This is a genomic window from Legionella longbeachae, from assembly GCF_004283175.1.
Taxonomy (GTDB): Bacteria; Pseudomonadota; Gammaproteobacteria; order Legionellales; family Legionellaceae; genus Legionella; species Legionella longbeachae.
Genome location: NZ_RXNW01000001.1, coordinates 67929 through 89191, shown reverse-complemented (window position 1 = coordinate 89191; position 21263 = coordinate 67929). Strand labels below are relative to the sequence as shown.

Below are 21263 nucleotides of genomic sequence, written 5' to 3'. Positions count from 1 at the left end.
CAATAGTTAAGGATAATCATGTCAGAGCCGAAAAAACCATCCTTATTTAATCTATTTTGGTTGCTCAATTATATTTCTATTGCATCTGTCTCAGCTGCGATTATTACTCCTGCGTTACCTCGGATTCAAACCCAATATTTTTTAAGTCCCGGCACTATTGAATGGATTGTTTCCGCTTTTTTGATTGGCTATGTTGCAGGCCAACTATTTTATGCCCCCCTTGCCAATCAATTTGGACGTTTGAAAGCATTGCGCACAGGCCTAACAATTAATTTAATCGGAATTTTTATCTGCCTGTTCGCCATTTCTCAAGAAAACTATTGGATACTCGTTAGTGGTCGACTCATTACCGCACTTGGCTCAGCAAGCGGGCTTGCTTGTACCTTCATGCTCATCAATGAGTGGTTACCTGAATCTCAACGAAAAACAGCTATGGCCTATTCAGTATTATCCTTTGCTCTGGGTATAGGAATTGCTGTAGTAATTGGCGGAATAATAACAGAATACTTACATTGGTACGGCTGCTTCTGGTTTTTACTTGCACACGGCATCATCATGCTTTTAGGGACCGCTGTCTTTAGTGAAACACTCACTCATCCTAAACAGATTCGTATCAAAACTATTATTTGTGATTATTATAGTGCTCTTGCTTGTGATCAACTTGTAATTTTTTCTTTAGTCGTTGGATGCTGTTCCGCAATCTCCTACTGTTTTTCAGCAGCAGGCCCCCAAATAGCTGAAAAGTTATTAAAATTGTCTGCCGCGGAGTATGGTTATTGGAATGCTCTTAATATTGTTGGCATGCTTTTAGGTGGTTTATCTGCGAAACAATTGCTTGCCCGTTTATCTGCAAGACAAGTCATTACTATTGGTTTTTTGGGGGTCGCATTTGGAATAGGTAATTTATTAATCATGTGGATCCTCGACAACCAATCGTCATTATGGTTTTTCCTAACCACAGCCAGTTTATATTTATTTAGTGGATTATTATTTTCCGGAGGTTCTTTAATCGCATCAAATGCCCTTACGGATAAAGCCAGTGCGGCAGCCATGATGAGTTTCGTCAATATGTGTTTTGCAACCCTGAGCGTCATCATCATGGGCTATTTACAAGTAAATCCTTTGGCGAGTTTTATTATTATCCTAAGTGCAATCTGGGTACTTATTGTTACATTGTTGATCGTGAAAGGCACTAAAAACAAAGCTTGAAATATTTTTTATTATTTGGAGCATAAAGATGTCTCATAATGATATTCCACGTTCCTTACAAAATTTTTTAGATTTAGTGAATACCAAATCATTTATCTATACACCTGAAGAAGTACGTGATCTTGCTGAAAAAACATCTGAAGCTTTTGTGGTACAACCCAAAACATTTGTGCCATTAATAAGCGATCAAGAAGTGAAGCTCGTTCGCCATCAAATAGCAACTCGAATTTACCACCCTGCCCCACAAAAAAAATTACCCTTGACCTTTTATTTTCATGGAGGTGGGCATTTATCAGGAAGTATTAAAACCCATGATGCCCTTTGTCGGCGCATCGCTGTAGCTAGCAATTCAGTGGTTGTTTCAGTTGGATATAGGTTAGCCCCTGAATTCCCTTACCCAGCCGGACTACTTGATTGTATTGCTGTCTTCGAACAAAGAGAACCACTATTAAAAGATTTTCAAGTGAATACAGAGCACGTATTTTTAGTGGGTGATAGTGCGGGAGGCAATTTAGCAATCTCAGTAGGCCATAAAATGAAGGAGCGCGGCGATACTGCGATTAAAGGACTAGCCCTAATCTACCCTTCCGTTGATTTTTCGATGAATTATGATTCATATCAACGCAATGGAACAGGATTTTTATTAACTCGTGAAAAAATTAAATGGTATTTCGATAATTATTTTCGAAATGGGGATGATCGGATCCAAGCTTCGCCAATTTATTTCAAACACTTAGAATTATTACCACCATGCTATATTGCCGCAGCTGAGTACGATCCTTTATTTGATGAGGCTATTACCTTTGCAAAAAAAATTGAAGCTCTAGGTGTTGTTGTCCAATTAGAAGAATTTAAGGGAATGATCCATATTTTTGCTCAATTAGAACTTTTTGTGCCAGATCAAGTTGCTCAGTTAGTTGCGTCTATAGGAAGTTTTATCAAATCACTCAATTTAACTAACTCATGAAGGCTGAGCACCTAAAACGTATCAAAATCACCATACTCTTGCCAGATATGTTCTTCATAAGTACATTCTTTTACGACAGCAAGCGAGGGTCCCTCTTTTAGCCATTTATAAAATATTTGCAAATTGTCAACAGTACCACAAGCAAAAACCTCAACACGTCCATCCTCAAGATTTCTTGCCCAGCCACTAATACCTAACTTCCTTGCCTCCGATTGGGCTGAAGCCCTGTACCATACTCCTTGGACTTTTCCAGAAACATAACAGCGGATGCATATTTGATTTGTCATAAAAATTTATTATTTGGTTTTTGAATAAATAAAGTTTATCTTAATTTTAAGAGAAATGGAGAAAAAATATGGCTATATGGTTTAAAGAAATTTCATTAAAAGACCTTAATCAATTCGGAAAAAACACTATGTCCGAATATCTTGATATCCAATTTATAGAAATTGGTGATGATTATTTAAAAGCAACTATGCCTGTCAATGAACGAACAAAGCAACCTATAGGAATTCTTCATGGAGGCGCCAATTTGGCATTAGCGGAAACCGTAGCGAGTACTGCGGCAAATTCTGTAATTGACTTATCGTTATTTTTTTGTGTTGGTTTGGAAATTAATGCCAACCATCTTCATTCCGTTAAAGAGGGCTTAGTCACTGCAATCACTTCGCCAATCCATCTTGGCCGCTCCACTCAGGTTTGGGACATACAGATTTTTAACGAGGATGGAAAACAAACATGTATTTCAAGAATGACTGCAGCGGTGATCAACCGACCCTCCTAGAGCAATTTTCCCATCGCGTTTCACCTGAAAAGTGAGAATGAATCTATCCGCTCATATGCCACCTTACTTCAGATTCAATCATGCTTTTTAGGTTTAAAGCGTATGATATAATGGCATGCCTTGTATTAAATAAAAGCGATAATGAAGTCCAATCAAACCATTAAAAATAGAGGTGCTCTGAGTAATCCCGATGGACGTTTTGAACCCCAAACCCGCGAAAATTTAGAGGACGGCTGGAATATCGAAGAAGAAATTTTGCCCCCCTTGGAAACTTCATTATTCGCAGAGCACCCTAAGTCAATAATTAGTCGTAATGACTCACCCGATCTTGGTTTTGACCAATCAATTAACCCTTATCGAGGTTGTGAACATGGATGTATTTATTGTTATGCCCGACCAAGCCATTCGTATATGAACTTATCTCCCGGAATCGATTTTGAAACTAAAATATTTTATAAGGTTGATGCAGCCAAAATTTTAGAAAAGGAGATAAACAAATCTAATTATCAATGTAAGCCAATTGTCTTGGGAGCCAATACAGATCCATACCAACCTGTAGAAGCAAAACTTGGAATTACTCGCAGTCTTTTAAAAGTATTAGAAAGTCACAATCATCCAGCAATTATTATCACTAAAAATTCGCTTATAGAACGAGACACTGACATTTTGTTTCATATGGCCAAACAAAACCTGATCAAAATTGCAATAAGTATCACAACCCTTTCAACTGATTTAAAACGGATTATGGAGCCACGAACTACCGCACCAGCCGGTCGAATAAAAATCATCCAGCATTTAACAGAAAATCAGATACCTGTACGCATTATGGTTGCTCCTGTTACTCCAATGATTAACGACACAGAAATGGAAAAAATTATAAAAACAGCTGCCCAAGCTGGAGCAAAATATGCCAGTTACGTCTTAATAAGATTACCCCACGAAGTTAAGGAATTATTCAAAGAATGGCTTGTTAAACATTTCCCCCAAAGAGCAGGCCATGTAATGAGTCTAATACGCCAAATGCGCGGAGGAAAAGAATATGATGCACACTTTGGTACTCGTATGCGTGGTGAGGGAGAATATGCCGATCTTCTTAAAACTCGATTCCAGCTCGCCTGTAAACGTTTTGGGTTAAATAGTGAACCAGAGCTTTACCTGAATACCCAGAAATTTTGTAAAATTAAAAACTCACCAGGTATACAATTAAGTTTATGGGATAAGGAATGGTAATTATACAGCCAGGAATTTTTATATAAGGCAGCCGTTCTGAAGTTTTTCATACCCCAATTTTAAAGTTTTAACAATAAGTTGTACCAATATTTTTTTTGCTTAAAAACAAATCAATTTAAAAAATAAACTCTATAATTAAATTGAGAGAAAAAGTAAAACAAGGAGGATGTAATGAATTCTTGCATTTCAAAAGTATTACGCTCAGGTATTATTGTTGCCTCTTTACTCTTTGCTGTAAGTTACACATCGATTGCAGATGCGGCTCAGGGATGCGGACATGGCTGGCATAAAAACGCTTATGGTGGATGCGTTCTCAACCACCCAGGACCCAATTCGACACCAGCCCCATATCATCCAGGATGCTGGCGAAATGGCTGGGGGCAATTGCGCTGTTATTGATACTGACTTACCTGGCCTTGCCTTTATCTGGCAAGGCATTTCTAAAAACCTCTACTATTTGCAGTCATTTCAATTAAAACAATTTTAAAATGGATTTTTTATGACCCCGGAAGTGAATGAAGCGCTAAGGAAAATTAGGCAACAAAAGCCATTTATATTAACAATCACTAATTATTTTCCCATGGGGTATGTAGCAAGCGGCATACGCAGTATTGGGGGCTTCCCTATAATGTGCAATGCAGAACAAGAGCTTGAAGAATTAATGAAAATCACCGGATCAGTAGTGATAAATGTAGGAAAATTAGACGACTCTTTTATTAATCTATGTAATCATATCTGTAAAATGGCAAAACAACTGGATGTACCTATTATCCTGGATCCTGTAGGCGCAGGCGCAAGCCGATACAGAACAGATGCGATAATCAATCTGATTAAGGATCATCGCATTTCTATCCTTCGTGGTTACCCCAATGAAATTGCAAGCATTCTTACAGGAAAACTTGCAATCCAGGACAACATGCATTTTATTGATGAGAAAATCATAATAGAACATACAAAATCTTTATCAAAAAAATATAATATGACTATAGTAGTCAGTGGCAAAAGACATATCGTAGTTGATCCACATCAAATGACCCAATTTAATTTTGACTCTGAGCTTGTACAGAAAGTGGCAGGAATAGGTAATTTACTTTCAGGAATAATCAGCTCTTTTCATAGTGTCATCAAAGATCCTTTTTTGGCAGCAAAAAGTTCAGTCCATTTTTATGCGGAATGTGTTGGCCCTACATCATCTACTGCAGGAGGGCCTGCTTCTCTAATTATAGAAGTTATTGATAAGATGTACATTAACGCACTAAAGGCACAATTATTTACGTAAACGAATATGAATTACTTCATGTCCAACAACAATGTGCGTAGAGGCTACGTTGCGCAAAATGATACCAAATGATAAAATTTAATCCATTCGGGCGGTATAAAGGCCATACATGAACTCCATAATCTCTCTATTGCTGCTTTTAGGTATTTCTGTTAGTTGTATTGCTCATGCTACATCTGAAATAAGCTTACGTGATAAAATTGGCCAAATGCTTCTTATTGGTTTTGAAGGAAAGGAAGTCAACTCTCAATCACCTATAGTAAAAACTATTGAAAAAGATAACATTGGTGGAGTTATTTTATTTGATTATAATTATCACTCCAGGAATTTTGACAAAAATATTGAAACCCCAGAACAAGTTCGGCAATTGAATAACCATTTGCAGTATTATACCCAACAAGCAAATTTAAAGCATCATCGCCCTCAACTACCACTACTCATTTCCGTAGATTATGAAGGAGGCCAGGTAACTCGATTAGGTGAGCAATACGGATTTCCTTCCGTTTTGTCAGCAGCAGAAATAGGAAAAAAACCACTTAATGAAGCAGAGTTTACTGCTGGAACAATGACTCAAACGTTAAAAAATACAGGATTTAATTTAAATTTTGCTCCAGAGCTCGATGTAAACGTCAATCCAGACAACCCAATTATAGGCAAAAAGGATAGAAGTTTTTCCAGTGACCCCAAACAGATCATTCGTTATGCCAGCATTTATACACAACAATTCTTAAATCAAAGAATTCAATGCGCTTATAAACATTTCCCGGGCCATGGGAGTTCAACCAAAGATTCACACCAGGGATTTGTGGATGTGACTGATACCTGGCAAACTTATGAATTAGAGCCCTTTCAGCAATTACTAAACTCATCTGCCTCATGCGGTATGGTAATGACAGCACATCTTGTAAATCGGCAATTGGACTCTTCTGGATTACCAGCAACCTTATCCCATAAAATTCTAACTGATCTTTTACGTAAGCAACTTCATTTTAATGGGGTTATTATTACTGACGATATGCAAATGAAAGCGATTAGTGATAATTATGGGCTTGAACAGGCATTAGTATTAGCAATAAATGCAGGTGCGGATATGTTAATATTTGGTAATAACTTACCTGCACCACCACAAGATCCCAAACAAGTTATTGACCTCATCGAAGCGAAAGTCAATTCGGGCGAGATAAGTCAAGAAAGAATCAACGAAGCATATCAACACATAGTTACACTAAAAAAGTCTCTCAAAGAAAAGTGATTTTATGCGAACCCATAAAATAGAATAAAACCTGGTGCTACCTTGCTGGCCAGGTTATATCTCATTATCATTTACCTTGTCGATGGAATTGAATTGCAACGTCCACCTCGATACCTGGGGCAACTGTTAAAGTACCATTTGAACTACCTGAATCTGTTGAAAAATACCCTGATAAATTACCATATTCTGTCTTTACTGTAACTACCCCATTAACACATACCCCGGTTAATGAATGTTTTGTATGCTGGGGACAAAGACCTGAGCCCGAAAGCTTATGCGCTTCTACATCGAGTTTAAAACCACCGTCGTGGGCTAACCCACTTATTGTTCCCGAACCTTCATAAGCACACTCTATTAACCAATTAGAGGCTGTACCTGATCCCTTCCAATTCCCGGAGACATTGTTACAATTATTGGTACTCGAGTAAAAAGTAAAATCAGCATAAGCAGCGTTTGTCAAAGAGAGTGCAATAATCATATATCCTATATATAACTTTCCTTTCATTTGGTTCCCTTAAAAATTAAAAAATTAAAATACAAACATGTCCTGTTTGTAACTAAACCCGAGCTATTATTACTTTATAAAATGAGCAGTGCAACATTCCTATTTAAACCATTATTAGTTCTGCATCCTATTTTAGAATAAAAGGCTTTCAAAATAGCAGGTAAATATGTGATACAGAAACAATAACAATCTCTATTAGACTTGCTTGCGGGGGAAAGAACATTCATACACAAACAAATAAACAGGTTTGGTTAATTTATGGATTATAGGAATCATTTTATGATGGGACAAGGTTGCTACTGCCTGGCATTTATTAAAAAAACGTTCTGCACATTGTTTACTATCCCAAAAGTCTACATAAGATATTTTATCAATTTTTCCTTTAGATAAATCATTCAAAAATTCAGCCCCCCAATATTGGTATTGATTGATATCACCACAAGGAATTGCATAAACAGAAGCATTGGGTCTAAAAAAACTTAATGCAGCAGCATTTGAAAAATAACTACTAACAATTGGCTGTTCACGCTTAATGATTTCAGGTTTAGATAACGCTTCTTGCAATATGGAATATGTCCTTCCTTTTTTTAGATAACTTGCTATAGGCCAAGAATTTACAAAAATCAGAATAATACTAAACAGCAAAAAGAAAGAATAAATGATTATAAAAATACGCTGATATTGGAATTGAGAAATATGATAAGCAGCAATTAGAGCAAAATTCATCCCGAGAGGAGTTAAATATATCGCGCGTGCATCCCCTCCTAACAAGGCTACCCCTACCCAAAAAGCAAGTCCAACAAACAAGACCGCATATGTTAATTCTAAAACTTCGTTACCCTCTATTTTTTTACACTTCTGGTATTTAAACCATCCAAATACAGCCAAAAATAAAAATACTGAAAAGTTAATAAGTAATACAAATAATAATTCCCAGAAATAATGGGTTACTGAAGTATTACTTTGAGCATGACTGTGAAAATTTAATAAATAAGTAATGGAAATCCACTGATGACTTGCATTCCAATAGATCACTGGCATTGCCATTATAAGAATAATCATGCTTGCCAAATAAAAATGCTTACTTTTAAACAATTGCCTGTTTTTTGAAAACAAAATAAAAACTAACAGTCCAATAATACTCACAACAGCAGTATATTTCGATAAAATCATTGCACCTGTAAAAAACGCACTTAGATAAAGATCTAAAATACGTTTTAGTGAAATATAGCGTGCAAAATAATAAAAGGAGAGAATGGTGAACAGGTTTAAAGGAGCATCATATAAGACACGAACAAAAATACTTTCAGTCGTAGTCGGTAAAACAATCCAAATCAAGGCACTAATTAACCCCACCCGCTGATCGAAGAGACAACCAATTTTATATATATAATAAGCACTTACAGATAAACACACAAAACCAACAATGTTAACCGAAAAAAATGTATTACCAAAAATTGCGTTGGAAATAGAGAACAAATACGCAATCATAGGAGGACCATCAAAATAGGACCAAGCTAAATGTTTCCCCCAAGCATAATAGTAAAAGCTGGTAATTGTAGGAGTTAAGAAAAAAGTGGCTATGAACAAGAAAATTAGATAAAAAATCAGGAATGGTTTTGTTACTTTTTCATTCCACATAAAAAACTCCCTTTTCCTGAAGGTTTGTTGACAATTCATTCGAATTTCCTGCGTCCTGCGCCTTATGGAAGCAAAATGGTGTGAATCTTCCTGAACCAATATTAAGTTCTTACTAAGCTCGATGCTGTATAAAGCAAAACGACTTAGACAGTGAAATTCAATTAGCCAACATCGCCTTATTTTAAATAACGAATTCCAGGTAATGATTTTTAGTTTTTGCCAATAAAATAAATGGATCAAAATCAATGTGAATTACGAGCTGAGGCTGCTCGAAAAATGAAGATATTATCATAAACATTCATCATATTCTCAAAATAATATGAATAATTTAGTTATTACTCAACTATTTATGATTTGCCTGCCCGTGCACGGGATTAGGCAGGATCTCTATGACATGTGCAAGCCATTTTTTGTTATCCGCTCTAATTATAGTATTTGTCCTGCCATAAACAGGGTTATTTAGAGGACAAGAAATTAATGCCGCTAAAGTTTCACTACAGCTTACTTTAAAATAACTTCGATCTTGAGTCAGTACCTGGACTTGATACTGGGTCAATAACTTACCAAAAGGAATATTAGTATGTAATACATCATTTACAAGCTCCTTTGGCAGCTCATCAAAATTGATTGTAATAAATGCTAATTCAGCAACAATCGCTTCTTTTTTTGTCTGTGCAATATCTGGTTTATTTCGTGCTTTATTCCTATCCACCAACATGATAATGGAGCGATGATAAATATTGCCTGATTGTTCTATGTGTGCCTCGATCGTTTTTATAATTGCTGAGCGATCATAATATTTTTCAATGGCTTTGGTCATTAGAGGTTGCGTCAATAAAACATTATAGGGATTTGGCAACTGGGATAGGCTTACTTTTTCCCCATGTGTATCAATTTGTGCTAATTTATTTAACTCGGGATAAGCAATTTCATAGGAGCTATTTGCAAAGCTTACTTTGCAAACAAACAATAAGGCAAATAATGGAAAAACAAAATAAAGTCTTTTAATCATTTTAAATAGCAGCATCACGTGCCTTGTAATGATATTAGTATAGACATAATCCAGGGATACTCCACGGTCTAGGATGTTAAACCGTGGAATTTTAATTACATGCTGCAAGATTTGCTATTTTCTTCTTCGCTTTCTTCTTCGCTTTCTTCTTCGTTTTCTTCTTCGTTTGCAGCACTCAGAACTTCCATCATTGTTCTTAGCGCAAGCATTGCCAGAACACGCTCATCACCATGGACAATACCCATAACTAATCCATCATCACCTAAGCCTATGATATGTAGGTGATCTGTTGCACCTTCTGGGCATGGGAGGTAAAGTCTTCGGCCAAAAAAGCTATTTGTATTTCTTGCTTGTGTGTTTGGCTGTTGCTCGGTTGATTCAGAAGTTGTGTTTTGTTCTTCTGTAGATTCTGAACTTTGAGAAATGGTTTCTTTGACTTCTTCGGAGCTTTGCTCCACTTTTTGCTCTACAGTTTCTTCAGTATGTTTTTCCACCTTCTCTTCTGAATTAACCTCTATACGCTCGCGCATACAAAATCTCCTTAAAGTTAAACTATATAAAACAAAATCCAAAGATATGAAAAAAGAGCATTTAATTAGTAAAATGTTTTTTTCAGGGGCAAGTTTACAATTAACTTACAAATTTTGGTAGAGTAAATAGACAAATTTTGTTTTTTTTATTGCTTTCGAAAATCAAAAAAGTATGATAGAAGGAGAAATAAATAATATATTTTGCCCAAATAATTCATTATAAAAACAATAAAATGAAAAAAAAATCAATCAAACCTTCTTATCTTAAAAAAGCATTTCAGTTATTTAGTGATTATTTTATTCGATCCGACCAAAAATCAATCGCATGGCTTTTGCTCGGTAGCATGATACTCTGCATCATTGCTCTTGTTGGACTTGCCGCCAGCCTCCCCTGGGGATTTTTAGGATTTTGGGCTGCGCTTACAGCAAAAGAACTCACTGGATTTCTATTTTATAGCGGCATAATTGCTTTAACCAGTGCGGCTATAGTTGGTGTTGGTACACTAATGGATTATTTAACTACAACATTATCTATTCAATGGCGCTCTTGGTTAACCACAAAACTCATTAATAAATACCTCTTTGGTAAAAAAAATTATTTAGATTTAGCCCGTGTTTCACCGCATATCGATAATCCAGATCAACGTATTCAAGATAATATTGATAACTTCGTGGAACGCACTCTTTCATTAAGTACTGATTTTCTAAGGTCTTCATTAACTTTAGTCGCTTTTATAGGCACCCTATGGATCCTGGGGAGCTCCTTACCTATAGTAGTATTTGGCGCTACTATTATTATCCCTGGATATCTAGTCTGGACTTCGTTGTTTGTTGCATTAATCAATAGCGTAATTACTCATATGTTAGGCAAGTCATTGGCAACAATGAATCAAAAAGAGGAACGTTTAGAGGCAAAATTTAGGAAGGATTTGGAGTTTGTCCATAATGAATCTGAAAATATAGCTCTGGAAGCCGGAGAGCAATATCACCAAAAAAGATTAGCAAAGGATTTAGAGCAAATCTCTCAAAATGCATTTCAAAAACTGTGGGTTAAACTCAAGGTTTCCGCTTTTCAAACAAGCTATAACTATATTGCCGAAATATTGCCCTATTTTTTTACTGCCCCTGCTTACTTCACAGGCTTAATCAATTTTAATCAAATTATGCAAGTTGGGGTTGCTTTTAGTGAGGTCAGTAAAGCCTTAAATTGGTTCGTTGACTCCTATACTTCCCTAAAAAAATATCAAACGAGTATCGAACGAATCATCGAACTTGAGGAAGAACTCGATAATGAAAACAGCAAAGTGAATCAAAAGGATATTCGCATCCAGAACTCTCCATCAAATGCATTAATCATAAAAAATTTAAATATTGCCTATCCACAACCATCCAATCCCGGATATATTATGCGCCATTTAAATTTAGAATTTAAGCCGGGAGAGAACACCTTAATCAAAGCACCTTCAGGTTTTGGTAAAAGTACCTTTTTCAAAGCAATTCGCAATACATGGAGACATGGTAAAGGAGAAATTAGTATCCCCCAACAGCAAAAAACCTATTTCCTGCCTCAAAAACCATTAATTCCATATGACTCTTTAAGAGCCATACTTGCCTATCCTGATCCCGTTAGCACCTATACTGAGGAACAATATAAAACAGCTTTACTTGCTGTTGGCGGAAAAATGGAACGGTTTGTTCCAGAATTAGATAAAAAAGATACCTGGTCAAAAAGATTATCCCTTGGCCAACAACAACGAATATCTTTTGCAAGAGCGTTATTAAAGAAACCCGATTGGCTTTTTTTAGACGAAGCTACTGCTTCATTGGATGAAGAAAGTGAAGATCAACTTTATAACCTTTTAAAAGAAAAACTACCCCAAACAACTGTAATAAGTATTGCACATCGCTCAACAGTAATGAAATTTCATCAACGTGTGGTACAGTTTGAAGCACCAACTGAAGAAATACGTTCAAGTAACTTGGCATGTTAATTGTTGCGTTAATCAACTAAATTATTGGGATGTTTTAAAAATCCAGGGGGAGGCCTATTAATGAACGCATATCAAAAATTAGAACAACATCTAAAGAAGTATTATGATTTTGAAAATCTAACTGCTATTGTTTCTTGGGATGAAGCAGCAATGATGCCTATCGGTGGAGGACAAGCACGTGCCGAAGCTTTAGCTACCTTAAGCGCAGTTCAACATGGCTGGTTAACACATAAAAAAGTAGCTGAGCTAATCAAACAAGCAAAAGATATAAATGGATTGTCACTGTGGCAGCAGAGAAATTTGTATTGGATAGAAAAAAAGTATCAGCAATCAACCTGTATTCCTGCAAAATTAGTCGAGGAATATACTAATGAATCTTTAATTTGTGCCCAAACATGGAGGGAGTTACGCGTAAAAAATGATTGGCGGGCATTTAAACCATATTTAAAAAAACTATTTAAAAAGGTAAAAACCATAGCCGATATCAAATCTCAAGTATTTCAGAAATCTTCTTTAGATGTTTTAATTGACGAATATTCGCCGGATTTAGATTGTAAATCGATCACGCCTATTTTTAACTCTCTAAAACAAGAAATACCTACCCTTCTTTCCATGATTCTCGAAAAACAAACCCAACGTGAAATAAAACCAATTACAGGCCATTTCCCTATTGAACAGCAAAAACAATTCGGAATGGAGATTATGGCTCATTTGGGATTTGATTTTAATCATGGTCGATTAGACATCAGCCATCATCCATTCTGTGGCGGTATTTCAAGTGATGTGCGCATCACCACTCGGTATAACGAACAAGACTTCCTATCCTCTTTGATGGCAATTACTCATGAAACTGGCCATGCCCTATATGAACAAGGGTTGTTGCAAGAATGGAGCACCCAACCTGTAGGCCATTCCCTGGGAATGTCAGTTCATGAAAGCCAATCATTGTTTATCGAAATGCAAATCTGTAGAAGTTTATCATTCATCCATTTTATAGCCCCCCTTGCACAAAAGTATTTTCCAGAGACCCAAAATTTAACTGTAGAAAATCTGCTCTATCATTATACACAGGTCAAACCGGGATTTATTCGTGTTGATGCAGATGAAGTTACTTATCCTTTACATGTAATTCTTCGCTATGAGATAGAACAATTACTCTTTACTTCTGAAATTACGATTGATGATTTACCCACGGTATGGGATGCCTATATGCAAAAATATTTAGGCTTATCAACTCTAGGGGATGATAAAAATGGAGTGATGCAGGATGTTCATTGGCCATCAGGAATTTTTGGCTATTTTCCTGCTTATACGTTAGGCGCATTAATCGCTGCGCAACTTTTTGCTGCTTTAAAAAAATCAATTCCCAACATTAAAGATCATATACAGGCAGGCAATTTCAAGGTTTTATTAGGTTGGCTTAGAGAACATTTACACCATAAAGGTAGATTATATCCCTATCAAGAGCTATTACGCCAGGCAACAGGCGAAGAGTTGAACCCACAGTATTATTTTACTCATATCAAAGAAAGATACTTATAAGTACATTCGAACGAATACCGCCTTCCGCAAAAAGCAGGGTGGTCTAAAATAGAACAAATAGACAGAAATTCAACCTTACAGTATAACCTTAACCAGCCCCACTTTCGCCGAGGGTGACGGGTATTTAGAACGAAATAATTGAAAACGTCACTATCAACAGCAGGTAATTGATAAAAAACAATCTAGAAGGTAAAATTTAGCGCAAAATACATTGTTCCGGCCCCCTATACTTTCACAGATGTTAGCGAAAATCTAAATATTCGACAGAGAGCCCCATTTGCAGGAACAGTTAAGATTTATTTTGCACAGTATTCGTTAATTTCATGAATTGTTGCAATTCACATATATAACTACCACAACTGGGAATCAGAACGGGATTACCATTATAAGTGACTTTTACTTTATAACCAACGGAGTCACTTTCGTAAAGTGAGAAATTGAGATTTGAAGCATAAGGTGGGGCTGTCTCTAAAGGAGCTCCCATAAAACTCAAAGCACCCGCAATAGTGGTATCGTGAGCAGATAATAAAACATACTTCAAGCTGGATTTTTTCTGACTCCCGCTGTAAAGATAATTCGCTATATTTTTCATTAGCTTAGTGCTATAAGCATTTGCTACTTGCTTTGGCCTTTCTTGCGCCATAAAAGCCCAGTTACTTGCTTTGATAATTGTTTCGACATCATCCTCAGTAAGTCCTTCTGGTAGTGGTACATTATGAGTTTGATGCACATATAAGGTATCACCTAATAATTGCAATTCCGCTAAACTGTTGATTGGGATACCTGTCAGACGACTCCACAGCGGGTATTTATCTTTTAACTCATTATTCTTTTGTTGCCATTCTTTCGTTGAATAAACATATTGTTCAAAGAGTTTTGTACGCTCTTCAGAACTAACTTGTTGAACAATAATTTCATCATATTTTGCAGGAGCGCTAAAAATAGGGATAGGCTGGAATCCCTGCGGTAAAGCAGGTGATGAATGCTCGATCATTGGCCCTGTTCCAAGAGGATATAGCCCCATTAACAATGACTCTGCGCTCATCAAGGTTCGATCGTATGCAGTGGAGCGAACATACATTGTTCCATATTCATAGTTTTCTGGCAACAGATGGGACTGTTCAACATACTTTTTACGAAACTCCTTACCCATATTATATTCTTGTCGCATACCCTCTGCGGTTAACTGACCATTCCCCTCTTTCCATTGATAGTTAACAGCAGGTATAGAAATAATTGGTGTCCTATCACCATGACGAATAATATCAATAGCAAAAATTAAAGTATCATCAGCAAATAACAGTGATGGCACACTAAATAGAAAGACGAATCCTAAATTAAATTTAAAGCCCATTACCCTACTCCTTAGAATTAAAAGGTTAACTATTCTAAAAATAAGCATAACAAAAATCAAAAAATTGCCATCGAACCAAGTAATTAATATTTACCTATATATTGCGAATGATAATAATAATCCCGTATTTCCTCTTGAATCGAAGTTGCAGATATCCCTGCCTGGAATTGAGAAATTAACATTTTAGCGCTATTGAGACGTTGTTGAAGCAAATTAATTAAAGAGTGGGAGTCTTTTCTGGGTTTTATGCTATAAAACTCACTATTTAAATGAGATTGCAATTCGTTTGCTTGAACAAAGGAATCTAAGGTAATCGCGGTATAAGACTCTGTTAATCCTTCCTCGAATAAATCAGGGTTTTGAGCCATATTTTTTTCAGCAGTAGTAATTGCCTGACAAAATCCTTGTAGCATCGCTTGGCTAATAGTATCTTTTTCTGACATATTAAATAAATCAGAAATTATCGTATGAGGTAAAAGAGGGCCAACCAATTGATCGAAAGGTAAAGCATGGCCATGACGGTAATGATCCCGATAATATTGTCCGAAAAATGAATAATCGATTTTTTTAGCAGGTGAAAAATTAGGATCATCCATAGCAAGGGTATCAGCATGCCTTCCTTTATAACTCAGGGTAGCCCCACAACCAAAATCAACGATCGCAGCTTGCTTTCTACCCTCTTTGAGGCAATATCCTGAATTAAGTAATTTGGAGTTTAATAAATCCCACAAATTAAATACCAAAGCCACAGCATATAATTGGCCAATGATAATTGCTTCTTCAGGAGTAAGAGATAAATCTTTGCGTCTAGGTAAATGCTCTCGATCAAATAAAGATTCTATTTTTATTGCATCCTTTTGGGATAAAAACTCCGAAAAATTATTAATAAATTTGGAGATGACTCCAATAGATTTGTCTTTTTCTACATGCAGGTAGTTTTCAGGAACAATTAAAACTCCTTCAAACATTTTCTTTGCCATACGAGGGATTACTATTTCTAAAAAAGCTCCTTCAAGCTGAATTGAGAAAATATGTTCTTTGGGATCAAAATCAGGGTTTTGCAATTGCTCTTCCGAAAGATACCCTTTAAACACATCGTTTAGATTTAATGCATCGGGCTTTTTAATCAAATAATAAGCACCATAATGATCTTTTAATATCCTTTTTTCAGTAATCCCTTTTAATAAAGAAGAAGCAATTTTCTCAGGTAAGGTGTTGTTTACTTCTATGAGTTCAAAATTATGATGAAGCTTTGGCATGGTTTATTCTCCATAAATAAGTAACGTGAGTTCAACATCAAAAACATTAAATTCATTTTAATATCGTTAAACAAAACTTATTCCATAAAACATGTTACTTGCATAAACAAAGATGCATCGTATTGATACAGAATTCAACTCTACATAAAAACGCATGCAAAGCAAACATTGGTGATACGAAAGCAGGCAAGATATAAGTTTTACTGAAAATAAAGCAGGATTATGCTGAATAGGATAAAAGGCGATTAGTGGCATCAAAAACATTTATCACGCTTTTGATGCCTATTTTACATGAGTTAATTCAACTTTTGTTTTTGAGATAAATTGGATACTTGTTCTGGCTCTTTTGAAGAGTTAGATTGAGCATTAGATGTGAAAAAATTATATAAACTATAACCTAATCCAGCAACGCTCGATATAACAGTAGTTGCTACTGCCTCCTCTACCAAACTAGGTCCTGGATCATATTGTCCGGTTAATATGGCAATTCCCACAAGAGTAACTAATGCAGCCGATGTTCCAACGATTGATGAACCAAGATTTAAAAGGAAGTTATGATTTGTGTTCTGACTTGCAGTAGTTGATTTTTGACCCACTGGTTTTTTATCCTCTACTTTTCGCAAATTCTCTAATTCAGAAACTCTTTCAATTAATGCATCGAAAGGCTCATCATCTAAATGTCCTTTAGGACAAGTTGCTCTAACAAATAAAGAAGAAACAGGCCTCTCTGAGTGAGAAAGAAGTTCACTTCTATCTTTTTTATATTGTCGCTGACTTTGTACATACTCTTCTAAATCTTCTTTTGTTTCATCCGTTTTTAAAAGAAAATAATGACCTTCTGAAGCATGAAGAGCCACTTCAAACTTGGGTGAAGTTGCATTTAGGTTACGGTACTCATCCACAACGGCGGCAGTGCTACGATCGTAAATAGTCAAGGGTTGATTTACAAGCTTCATCATTGCCATAATTTCGATGTGGGATAATTTCACTTGCGGTTGAGCCATATATTTACAATAAGAAGCATACCCTTCTATATTCCAATAATTTCTAATTGCCTCTTCATTTGAAGATGCATGAGCAAAATATTCTTCAAAAGCTGAGTTCTTATCTATTTTTCCTAATGAACGATTATAATAATATTCTAAAAATTCTTGGTTAGCTTCGTATAAAACACTAAATTCCGAAGTATATAATTCTTCCTTGGACATAAATTTTCTGTATTCCTTATAATTTTCGAAACCAGAGAATACACCATGCTCCCCCTCTAGCATTTCATTACCTAATTCAGGATGTTCCATTAATTGAGTAGGAAACCACTCTCTAAATAAGAAACCCAATATCAAAGTTTTTTCAAAAAGATAATTTGAAGCATTATCTTTTGAAGTGTCTAATAATGAAATTTGATTCAACGATTTTTGATTAGGAAAATAATGGAGTAGTTGCGTTGCTTTACTATTTTCCAAAATCGATTTGAAGTTAAATAAGTCTTCAGGAAGAGCTTGATGGTTAGTTAGTAAATAAAGTGCATAGTTATGAAAAAAACAATTATCAAAACTTCCAGAAACATCAACTGCATTTTTTACTCGAACTTTAATATTTTCATCTTTTTTATCGTACATAGATTCACCAAAACAATTGTGTTTAGATTTAGGCTGAATACTAAATTATAAAGAATAATTATTAAGCAAATATTAATAACTCACACTGATTAAGCTAAAACAAGCTGATTTATATAATAATTTCATTTTTGATTTTCAGGAGCTGTTGATATTTCTAATTTTTAAACTGTGTTCATCATTTAATCTATCTCTGCTTATTGAGCAGAGATTGTTAGTCCTGGTTTTTGAAACGTTAAATCGTCGCCCAGCTCTCTTTCTAAACTGGCTTTTGCATTTAAAATTGTTTCAATTGCAGTTCGTTCTTGTTGAAGTTGATCTGTACTGATATTACCCTCAGTCGTTTTCAAGCGCTCACTAATAACTGTGATACGTTTGATATCAGATTGCCATATACCACCAGTGATATATTCTAGCAATGCTGAACTAAAATCTTTAATAGCAAAGTACACTTGCCTTAGCAAAGATGCATTATTCCTGTCAATAGCTCCCTGCAATAAAGAAACATGTGCATCTAGAATATTATTAGGCGTTTTAAGATCAACTGTTTTAACCTGACTCATCGCATCGGCTAGAGATTTATAGGCACTCGCCAGATAAATAAATTTCTCGTCATTATCTTGAGAAAAGTTTCTCATTCCAACCACATCAGAGATCACGCCAAGACATTCATCTAGAAGCTCCTTATGTTGTCCCTTACCTAAAATGTCTTTAATTAAGTTTTCAGCTTCTAGCTGATGACCTCTATACATTTGCAGTGTGATCTGTTGCATTAATTCAAATACAAACACATCATCCTCTATACTTTCAGATAAAGTTTTACGAATGCTGTCTATTTTTTGGGTAATATTTTCTTGAGCAATCAAAGCAGCAACGTGTTGCACCGGTTCATTTAATTGATATATCTCAATCAATTCCTCAATACTTAGGTCTGAGAAATCTTCTTCATACCCATTGGAAACAGGATGTTTTTGAATGGGGGGGGTAACATAATGAGCGGGTTGAATTCCCAGTTCACCAATAATTTCCCTGACACGTACATTGACCTGGTTAGGAGACAACGACACGTTTACACTACTAGAACCGTACTCATTATTAAATATTTGTCCAATTTCAACAGGATCGCGATGATGTTTATGTGCATAATAAAAACAAATATCCAAAACATTATCTTCGGTTATGACACGCAACGATTCACCGTTTTGAGCACGATCAATAATCCAATCTAACAATATTTCATCAACTGCATTACATGTAGAACAACTTCTCATTGCTGTTCCTTGAGCCATCATGTTAAGTTGTTGCTCTCGAACTATTTTTCTTCCTGGGTTAGCTTCTCGCCCTCGATTATCGAGGCATCGAGCACCATTGATAAGCGAGTATGGACCACAAGAAGAACCATCTGGTTGTGTCCAGGTATGTGGATAAACTGCTGATCTCATGTTCAATTGACCCGGACCATAAGCTTGACGAAAAATACCTTCGATTCTTGCAATCTCTTGTCGAATTAAAGGGGAATGGTTTGCAAAATTTGTGTCAGCGTTCAACGAATCGGTATACCCGAGATTAACGTTTACTTGATGATCAGCCCCTTGACTTACGTTAAGAGCAATTGCTGTCCAATGATTACCATTTAGATTTAAAGGCAAAAGTATTTTTTTGGGCAAGTCCTCCCAGCGTGGGACATGGTATGCTTCAAAGGATGTACAGTTTAAAGTTTCTCTGGATGAGTATAAAAAAAGTCGTTCGGGACTTTCAAGTTGCCAAGCATTTCCAACATCTACAATTTGTGCAGACGTGTACCAGTAATCTTCTCTTACGCGACGGGTATCTGTATTAGGCATTGTTTGAGTATTTCAACATGTTTAGTCTAATGCAAATCTTATCATATTGCACCATTTATTTCCATAGAGCCAACATTAAGAACTTATTGAAAGTTATAGGATCATCTAATCATTTGGTTTATAAATTAAAAATTTAAATTTATTAAATTCCAATAATGGCTTTTTATACATTTATAAGCAAGAGAAATTCGTGGAGAAATAGATTACTTTAAAAAAAATCAACTATAATTAGATCAATTAAAGATAAGTTAAGCCTAAAAATGAAAGCAATTTATCTCTTTGGTCTTTTTATTTTAAGGGGGCTAAAGCTCCTGGTATGGTGCTTAATACTCACGATATTTTTGGGGATAGTTGCCCCCTATGTCGGTAATTTATCTTCATATCCCTATTTAAAACCTGTAATTCAAACAGACAAGGTACTTAATACTACTATAAAACACTATGTACCTACACGAATAGCGAATTGGGATCTTTCCAGGGTGATTCCCATAGTTGGCTTATTATTTATTTCATCCATTATTTCTGGTTACATACTTTCCCTCCAAAAAATTAAAATGAAAGTTAATTTAGAGGAATTTAAAAATCGAGCAATAACCAAAGAACAACAAACCTTGGTGAAAAAAATGGAAGAAACCATAGATAAACCAGGTAAACTCAAGGAAAAAAACAGGCAAACGTTATTGAAAGAATTTATCCAACTTAAAAAAGAACTTGAAAAAACAGGAAGAAACCTATCATTTTTAGCAATCGACGTGGTCGATTCCACTAATATGAAAATTGGCGAAGATCCAGTGATAGTTGAGAATGATTTTAATCAATATCACGATTTCATTGTATGTAAATTTAAGGAACATGGGTATATTAAAGCAGCTTGGACACCTGATGGGGTGATGAGTTGTTTTAATACGACAGAACAAGCCTTCGAAGCTGCAAAAGATATTCTCTCAAGCCTTCCTGATTTTAATAAATCGACTAAAATGATGAAACAAGACTTTCATGTTCGTTGTGGGATAAATACTGGTTTCGTTTATTATGATTTATCAACTCCCTTAGAGGAATTTAGTGACAGAGTTATAGACATTGCCGGTCACATGCAAAAACATGCCCCCCCTGATACAGTTCTCGTAGCGAAAGATCTTGTCAAACCTATTGAATCTCAAGAGGTATTCGTACCCACTAAAAACATAGTCGATGGACTTGAAGCTTGTGAATGGAGATCTTCAAATTGATGGATATAATTCGAGGCAC

19 protein-coding genes are annotated in these 21263 nt (G+C 35.7%); 10 read left to right on the top strand and 9 right to left on the bottom strand.

The features are described from left to right. Positions 1-18: 18 nt before the first annotated feature. Positions 19-1209, top strand: a complete 1191-nt coding sequence (locus EKG34_RS00325) for an MFS transporter (RefSeq protein WP_003632305.1) — start codon at positions 19-21, stop codon at positions 1207-1209. A 28-nt stretch (positions 1210-1237) separates the two neighbouring features. Continuing rightward, positions 1238-2176, top strand: coding sequence for an alpha/beta hydrolase (locus EKG34_RS00320; protein WP_003632307.1), 939 nt, complete (start codon positions 1238-1240; stop codon positions 2174-2176). 11 nt (positions 2177-2187) lie between these two features. Here the strand turns inward: EKG34_RS00320 and EKG34_RS00315 are convergent, their stop codons facing one another. Then, a complete protein-coding gene (locus tag EKG34_RS00315) occupies positions 2188-2463 on the bottom strand; it encodes an acylphosphatase (RefSeq protein ID WP_003632308.1) in 276 nt (91 codons plus the stop codon). Positions 2464-2531: 68 nt separating this feature from the next. On the opposite strand from EKG34_RS00315, the gene EKG34_RS00310 reads away from it, so the two are divergent. The 5 genes from EKG34_RS00310 to EKG34_RS00290 all read left to right on the top strand — a co-directional run bounded on the left by EKG34_RS00310 (position 2532) and on the right by EKG34_RS00290 (position 6721). Beyond that, on the top strand, positions 2532-2960 hold the full coding sequence (locus EKG34_RS00310) for a hotdog fold thioesterase (protein ID WP_012978963.1): 429 nt from the start codon (positions 2532-2534) through the stop codon (positions 2958-2960). A gap of 141 nt (positions 2961-3101) precedes the next feature. After that, positions 3102-4190, top strand: coding sequence for a PA0069 family radical SAM protein (locus EKG34_RS00305; protein ID WP_012978962.1), 1089 nt, complete (start codon positions 3102-3104; stop codon positions 4188-4190). A 171-nt stretch (positions 4191-4361) separates the two neighbouring features. Beyond that, a complete protein-coding gene (locus EKG34_RS00300; RefSeq protein ID WP_003632312.1) occupies positions 4362-4589 on the top strand; it encodes a GCG_CRPN prefix-to-repeats domain-containing protein in 228 nt (75 codons plus the stop codon). A gap of 100 nt (positions 4590-4689) precedes the next feature. After that, complete coding sequence (thiM, locus tag EKG34_RS00295) at positions 4690-5469, top strand: hydroxyethylthiazole kinase (protein WP_012978961.1); 780 nt, start codon at positions 4690-4692, stop codon at positions 5467-5469. Positions 5470-5578: 109 nt separating this feature from the next. Then, a complete protein-coding gene (locus EKG34_RS00290; RefSeq protein WP_003632315.1) occupies positions 5579-6721 on the top strand; it encodes a glycoside hydrolase family 3 protein in 1143 nt (380 codons plus the stop codon). Between the two features lie 67 nt (positions 6722-6788). On the opposite strand, the gene EKG34_RS00285 is transcribed toward EKG34_RS00290, so the two are convergent. The 4 genes from EKG34_RS00285 to EKG34_RS00270 all read right to left on the bottom strand — a co-directional run bounded on the left by EKG34_RS00285 (position 6789) and on the right by EKG34_RS00270 (position 10409). Further along, complete coding sequence (locus EKG34_RS00285) at positions 6789-7226, bottom strand: hypothetical protein (RefSeq protein WP_003632316.1); 438 nt, start codon at positions 7224-7226, stop codon at positions 6789-6791. 195 nt (positions 7227-7421) lie between these two features. Continuing rightward, the gene (locus tag EKG34_RS00280; RefSeq protein ID WP_003632317.1) at positions 7422-8867 is read right to left on the bottom strand and encodes a glycosyltransferase family 39 protein; all 1446 of its coding nucleotides are present in this window, start codon (positions 8865-8867) and stop codon (positions 7422-7424) included. Positions 8868-9210: 343 nt separating this feature from the next. Next, positions 9211-9894, bottom strand: a complete 684-nt coding sequence (locus EKG34_RS00275) for a hypothetical protein (RefSeq protein WP_003632319.1) — start codon at positions 9892-9894, stop codon at positions 9211-9213. Between the two features lie 80 nt (positions 9895-9974). Next, positions 9975-10409 carry a hypothetical protein gene (locus tag EKG34_RS00270; RefSeq protein ID WP_012978958.1) on the bottom strand — a complete coding sequence of 145 codons (435 nt, stop codon included), beginning with the start codon at positions 10407-10409 and terminating at the stop codon, positions 9975-9977. 233 nt (positions 10410-10642) lie between these two features. Between EKG34_RS00270 and EKG34_RS00265 the strand changes: the two genes are divergently transcribed. Together EKG34_RS00265 and EKG34_RS00260 are read left to right on the top strand one after the other, a co-directional pair. Then, the gene (locus tag EKG34_RS00265; RefSeq protein ID WP_003632322.1) at positions 10643-12400 is read left to right on the top strand and encodes an ABC transporter ATP-binding protein/permease; all 1758 of its coding nucleotides are present in this window, start codon (positions 10643-10645) and stop codon (positions 12398-12400) included. 60 nt (positions 12401-12460) lie between these two features. Next, the gene (locus EKG34_RS00260; protein ID WP_012978957.1) at positions 12461-13942 is read left to right on the top strand and encodes a carboxypeptidase M32; all 1482 of its coding nucleotides are present in this window, start codon (positions 12461-12463) and stop codon (positions 13940-13942) included. A 289-nt stretch (positions 13943-14231) separates the two neighbouring features. On the opposite strand, the gene EKG34_RS00255 is transcribed toward EKG34_RS00260, so the two are convergent. From EKG34_RS00255 to EKG34_RS00240, 4 genes are all read right to left on the bottom strand, one after another. Then, a complete protein-coding gene (locus EKG34_RS00255) occupies positions 14232-15296 on the bottom strand; it encodes a histidine phosphatase family protein (RefSeq protein ID WP_012978956.1) in 1065 nt (354 codons plus the stop codon). An 83-nt stretch (positions 15297-15379) separates the two neighbouring features. Then, complete coding sequence (locus EKG34_RS00250) at positions 15380-16555, bottom strand: hypothetical protein (RefSeq protein ID WP_003632325.1); 1176 nt, start codon at positions 16553-16555, stop codon at positions 15380-15382. Positions 16556-16851: 296 nt separating this feature from the next. Continuing rightward, entirely contained in the window at positions 16852-18174 is a 1323-nt protein-coding gene (gene ceg23 / locus EKG34_RS00245; protein WP_003632326.1) for a Dot/Icm T4SS effector Ceg23, read from the bottom strand. A gap of 194 nt (positions 18175-18368) precedes the next feature. Next, the gene (locus EKG34_RS00240) at positions 18369-20015 is read right to left on the bottom strand and encodes a Ulp1 family isopeptidase (protein WP_003632327.1); all 1647 of its coding nucleotides are present in this window, start codon (positions 20013-20015) and stop codon (positions 18369-18371) included. Between the two features lie 260 nt (positions 20016-20275). Here EKG34_RS00240 and EKG34_RS00235 point away from each other — a divergent pair, with 260 nt between their 5' ends. Beyond that, entirely contained in the window at positions 20276-21244 is a 969-nt protein-coding gene (locus EKG34_RS00235) for a hypothetical protein (RefSeq protein WP_003632328.1), read from the top strand. Positions 21245-21263: the final 19 nt, after the last annotated feature.

Bases quoted from the DNA above. Each gene is read 5' to 3' on its own strand.
- EKG34_RS00260 (WP_012978957.1), top strand. From the start codon at position 12,461: ATGAACGCATATCAAAAATTAGAACAACATCTAAAGAAGTATTATGAT.
- EKG34_RS00235 (WP_003632328.1), top strand. From the start codon at position 20,276: ATGAAAGCAATTTATCTCTTTGGTCTTTTTATTTTAAGGGGGCTAAAG.
- EKG34_RS00280 (WP_003632317.1), bottom strand. From the start codon at position 8,867: ATGTGGAATGAAAAAGTAACAAAACCATTCCTGATTTTTTATCTAATT.
- EKG34_RS00325 (WP_003632305.1), top strand. From the start codon at position 19: ATGTCAGAGCCGAAAAAACCATCCTTATTTAATCTATTTTGGTTGCTC.
- EKG34_RS00315 (WP_003632308.1), bottom strand. From the start codon at position 2,463: ATGACAAATCAAATATGCATCCGCTGTTATGTTTCTGGAAAAGTCCAA.
- EKG34_RS00290 (WP_003632315.1), top strand. From the start codon at position 5,579: ATGAACTCCATAATCTCTCTATTGCTGCTTTTAGGTATTTCTGTTAGT.
- EKG34_RS00275 (WP_003632319.1), bottom strand. From the start codon at position 9,894: ATGCTGCTATTTAAAATGATTAAAAGACTTTATTTTGTTTTTCCATTA.
- EKG34_RS00285 (WP_003632316.1), bottom strand. From the start codon at position 7,226: ATGAAAGGAAAGTTATATATAGGATATATGATTATTGCACTCTCTTTG.
- EKG34_RS00300 (WP_003632312.1), top strand. From the start codon at position 4,362: ATGAATTCTTGCATTTCAAAAGTATTACGCTCAGGTATTATTGTTGCC.
- EKG34_RS00255 (WP_012978956.1), bottom strand. From the start codon at position 15,296: ATGGGCTTTAAATTTAATTTAGGATTCGTCTTTCTATTTAGTGTGCCA.
- EKG34_RS00270 (WP_012978958.1), bottom strand. From the start codon at position 10,409: ATGCGCGAGCGTATAGAGGTTAATTCAGAAGAGAAGGTGGAAAAACAT.
- ceg23 (WP_003632326.1), bottom strand. From the start codon at position 18,174: ATGTACGATAAAAAAGATGAAAATATTAAAGTTCGAGTAAAAAATGCA.
- EKG34_RS00240 (WP_003632327.1), bottom strand. From the start codon at position 20,015: ATGCCTAATACAGATACCCGTCGCGTAAGAGAAGATTACTGGTACACG.
- EKG34_RS00320 (WP_003632307.1), top strand. From the start codon at position 1,238: ATGTCTCATAATGATATTCCACGTTCCTTACAAAATTTTTTAGATTTA.
- EKG34_RS00250 (WP_003632325.1), bottom strand. From the start codon at position 16,555: ATGCCAAAGCTTCATCATAATTTTGAACTCATAGAAGTAAACAACACC.
- EKG34_RS00265 (WP_003632322.1), top strand. From the start codon at position 10,643: ATGAAAAAAAAATCAATCAAACCTTCTTATCTTAAAAAAGCATTTCAG.
- thiM (WP_012978961.1), top strand. From the start codon at position 4,690: ATGACCCCGGAAGTGAATGAAGCGCTAAGGAAAATTAGGCAACAAAAG.
- EKG34_RS00305 (WP_012978962.1), top strand. From the start codon at position 3,102: ATGAAGTCCAATCAAACCATTAAAAATAGAGGTGCTCTGAGTAATCCC.
- EKG34_RS00310 (WP_012978963.1), top strand. From the start codon at position 2,532: ATGGCTATATGGTTTAAAGAAATTTCATTAAAAGACCTTAATCAATTC.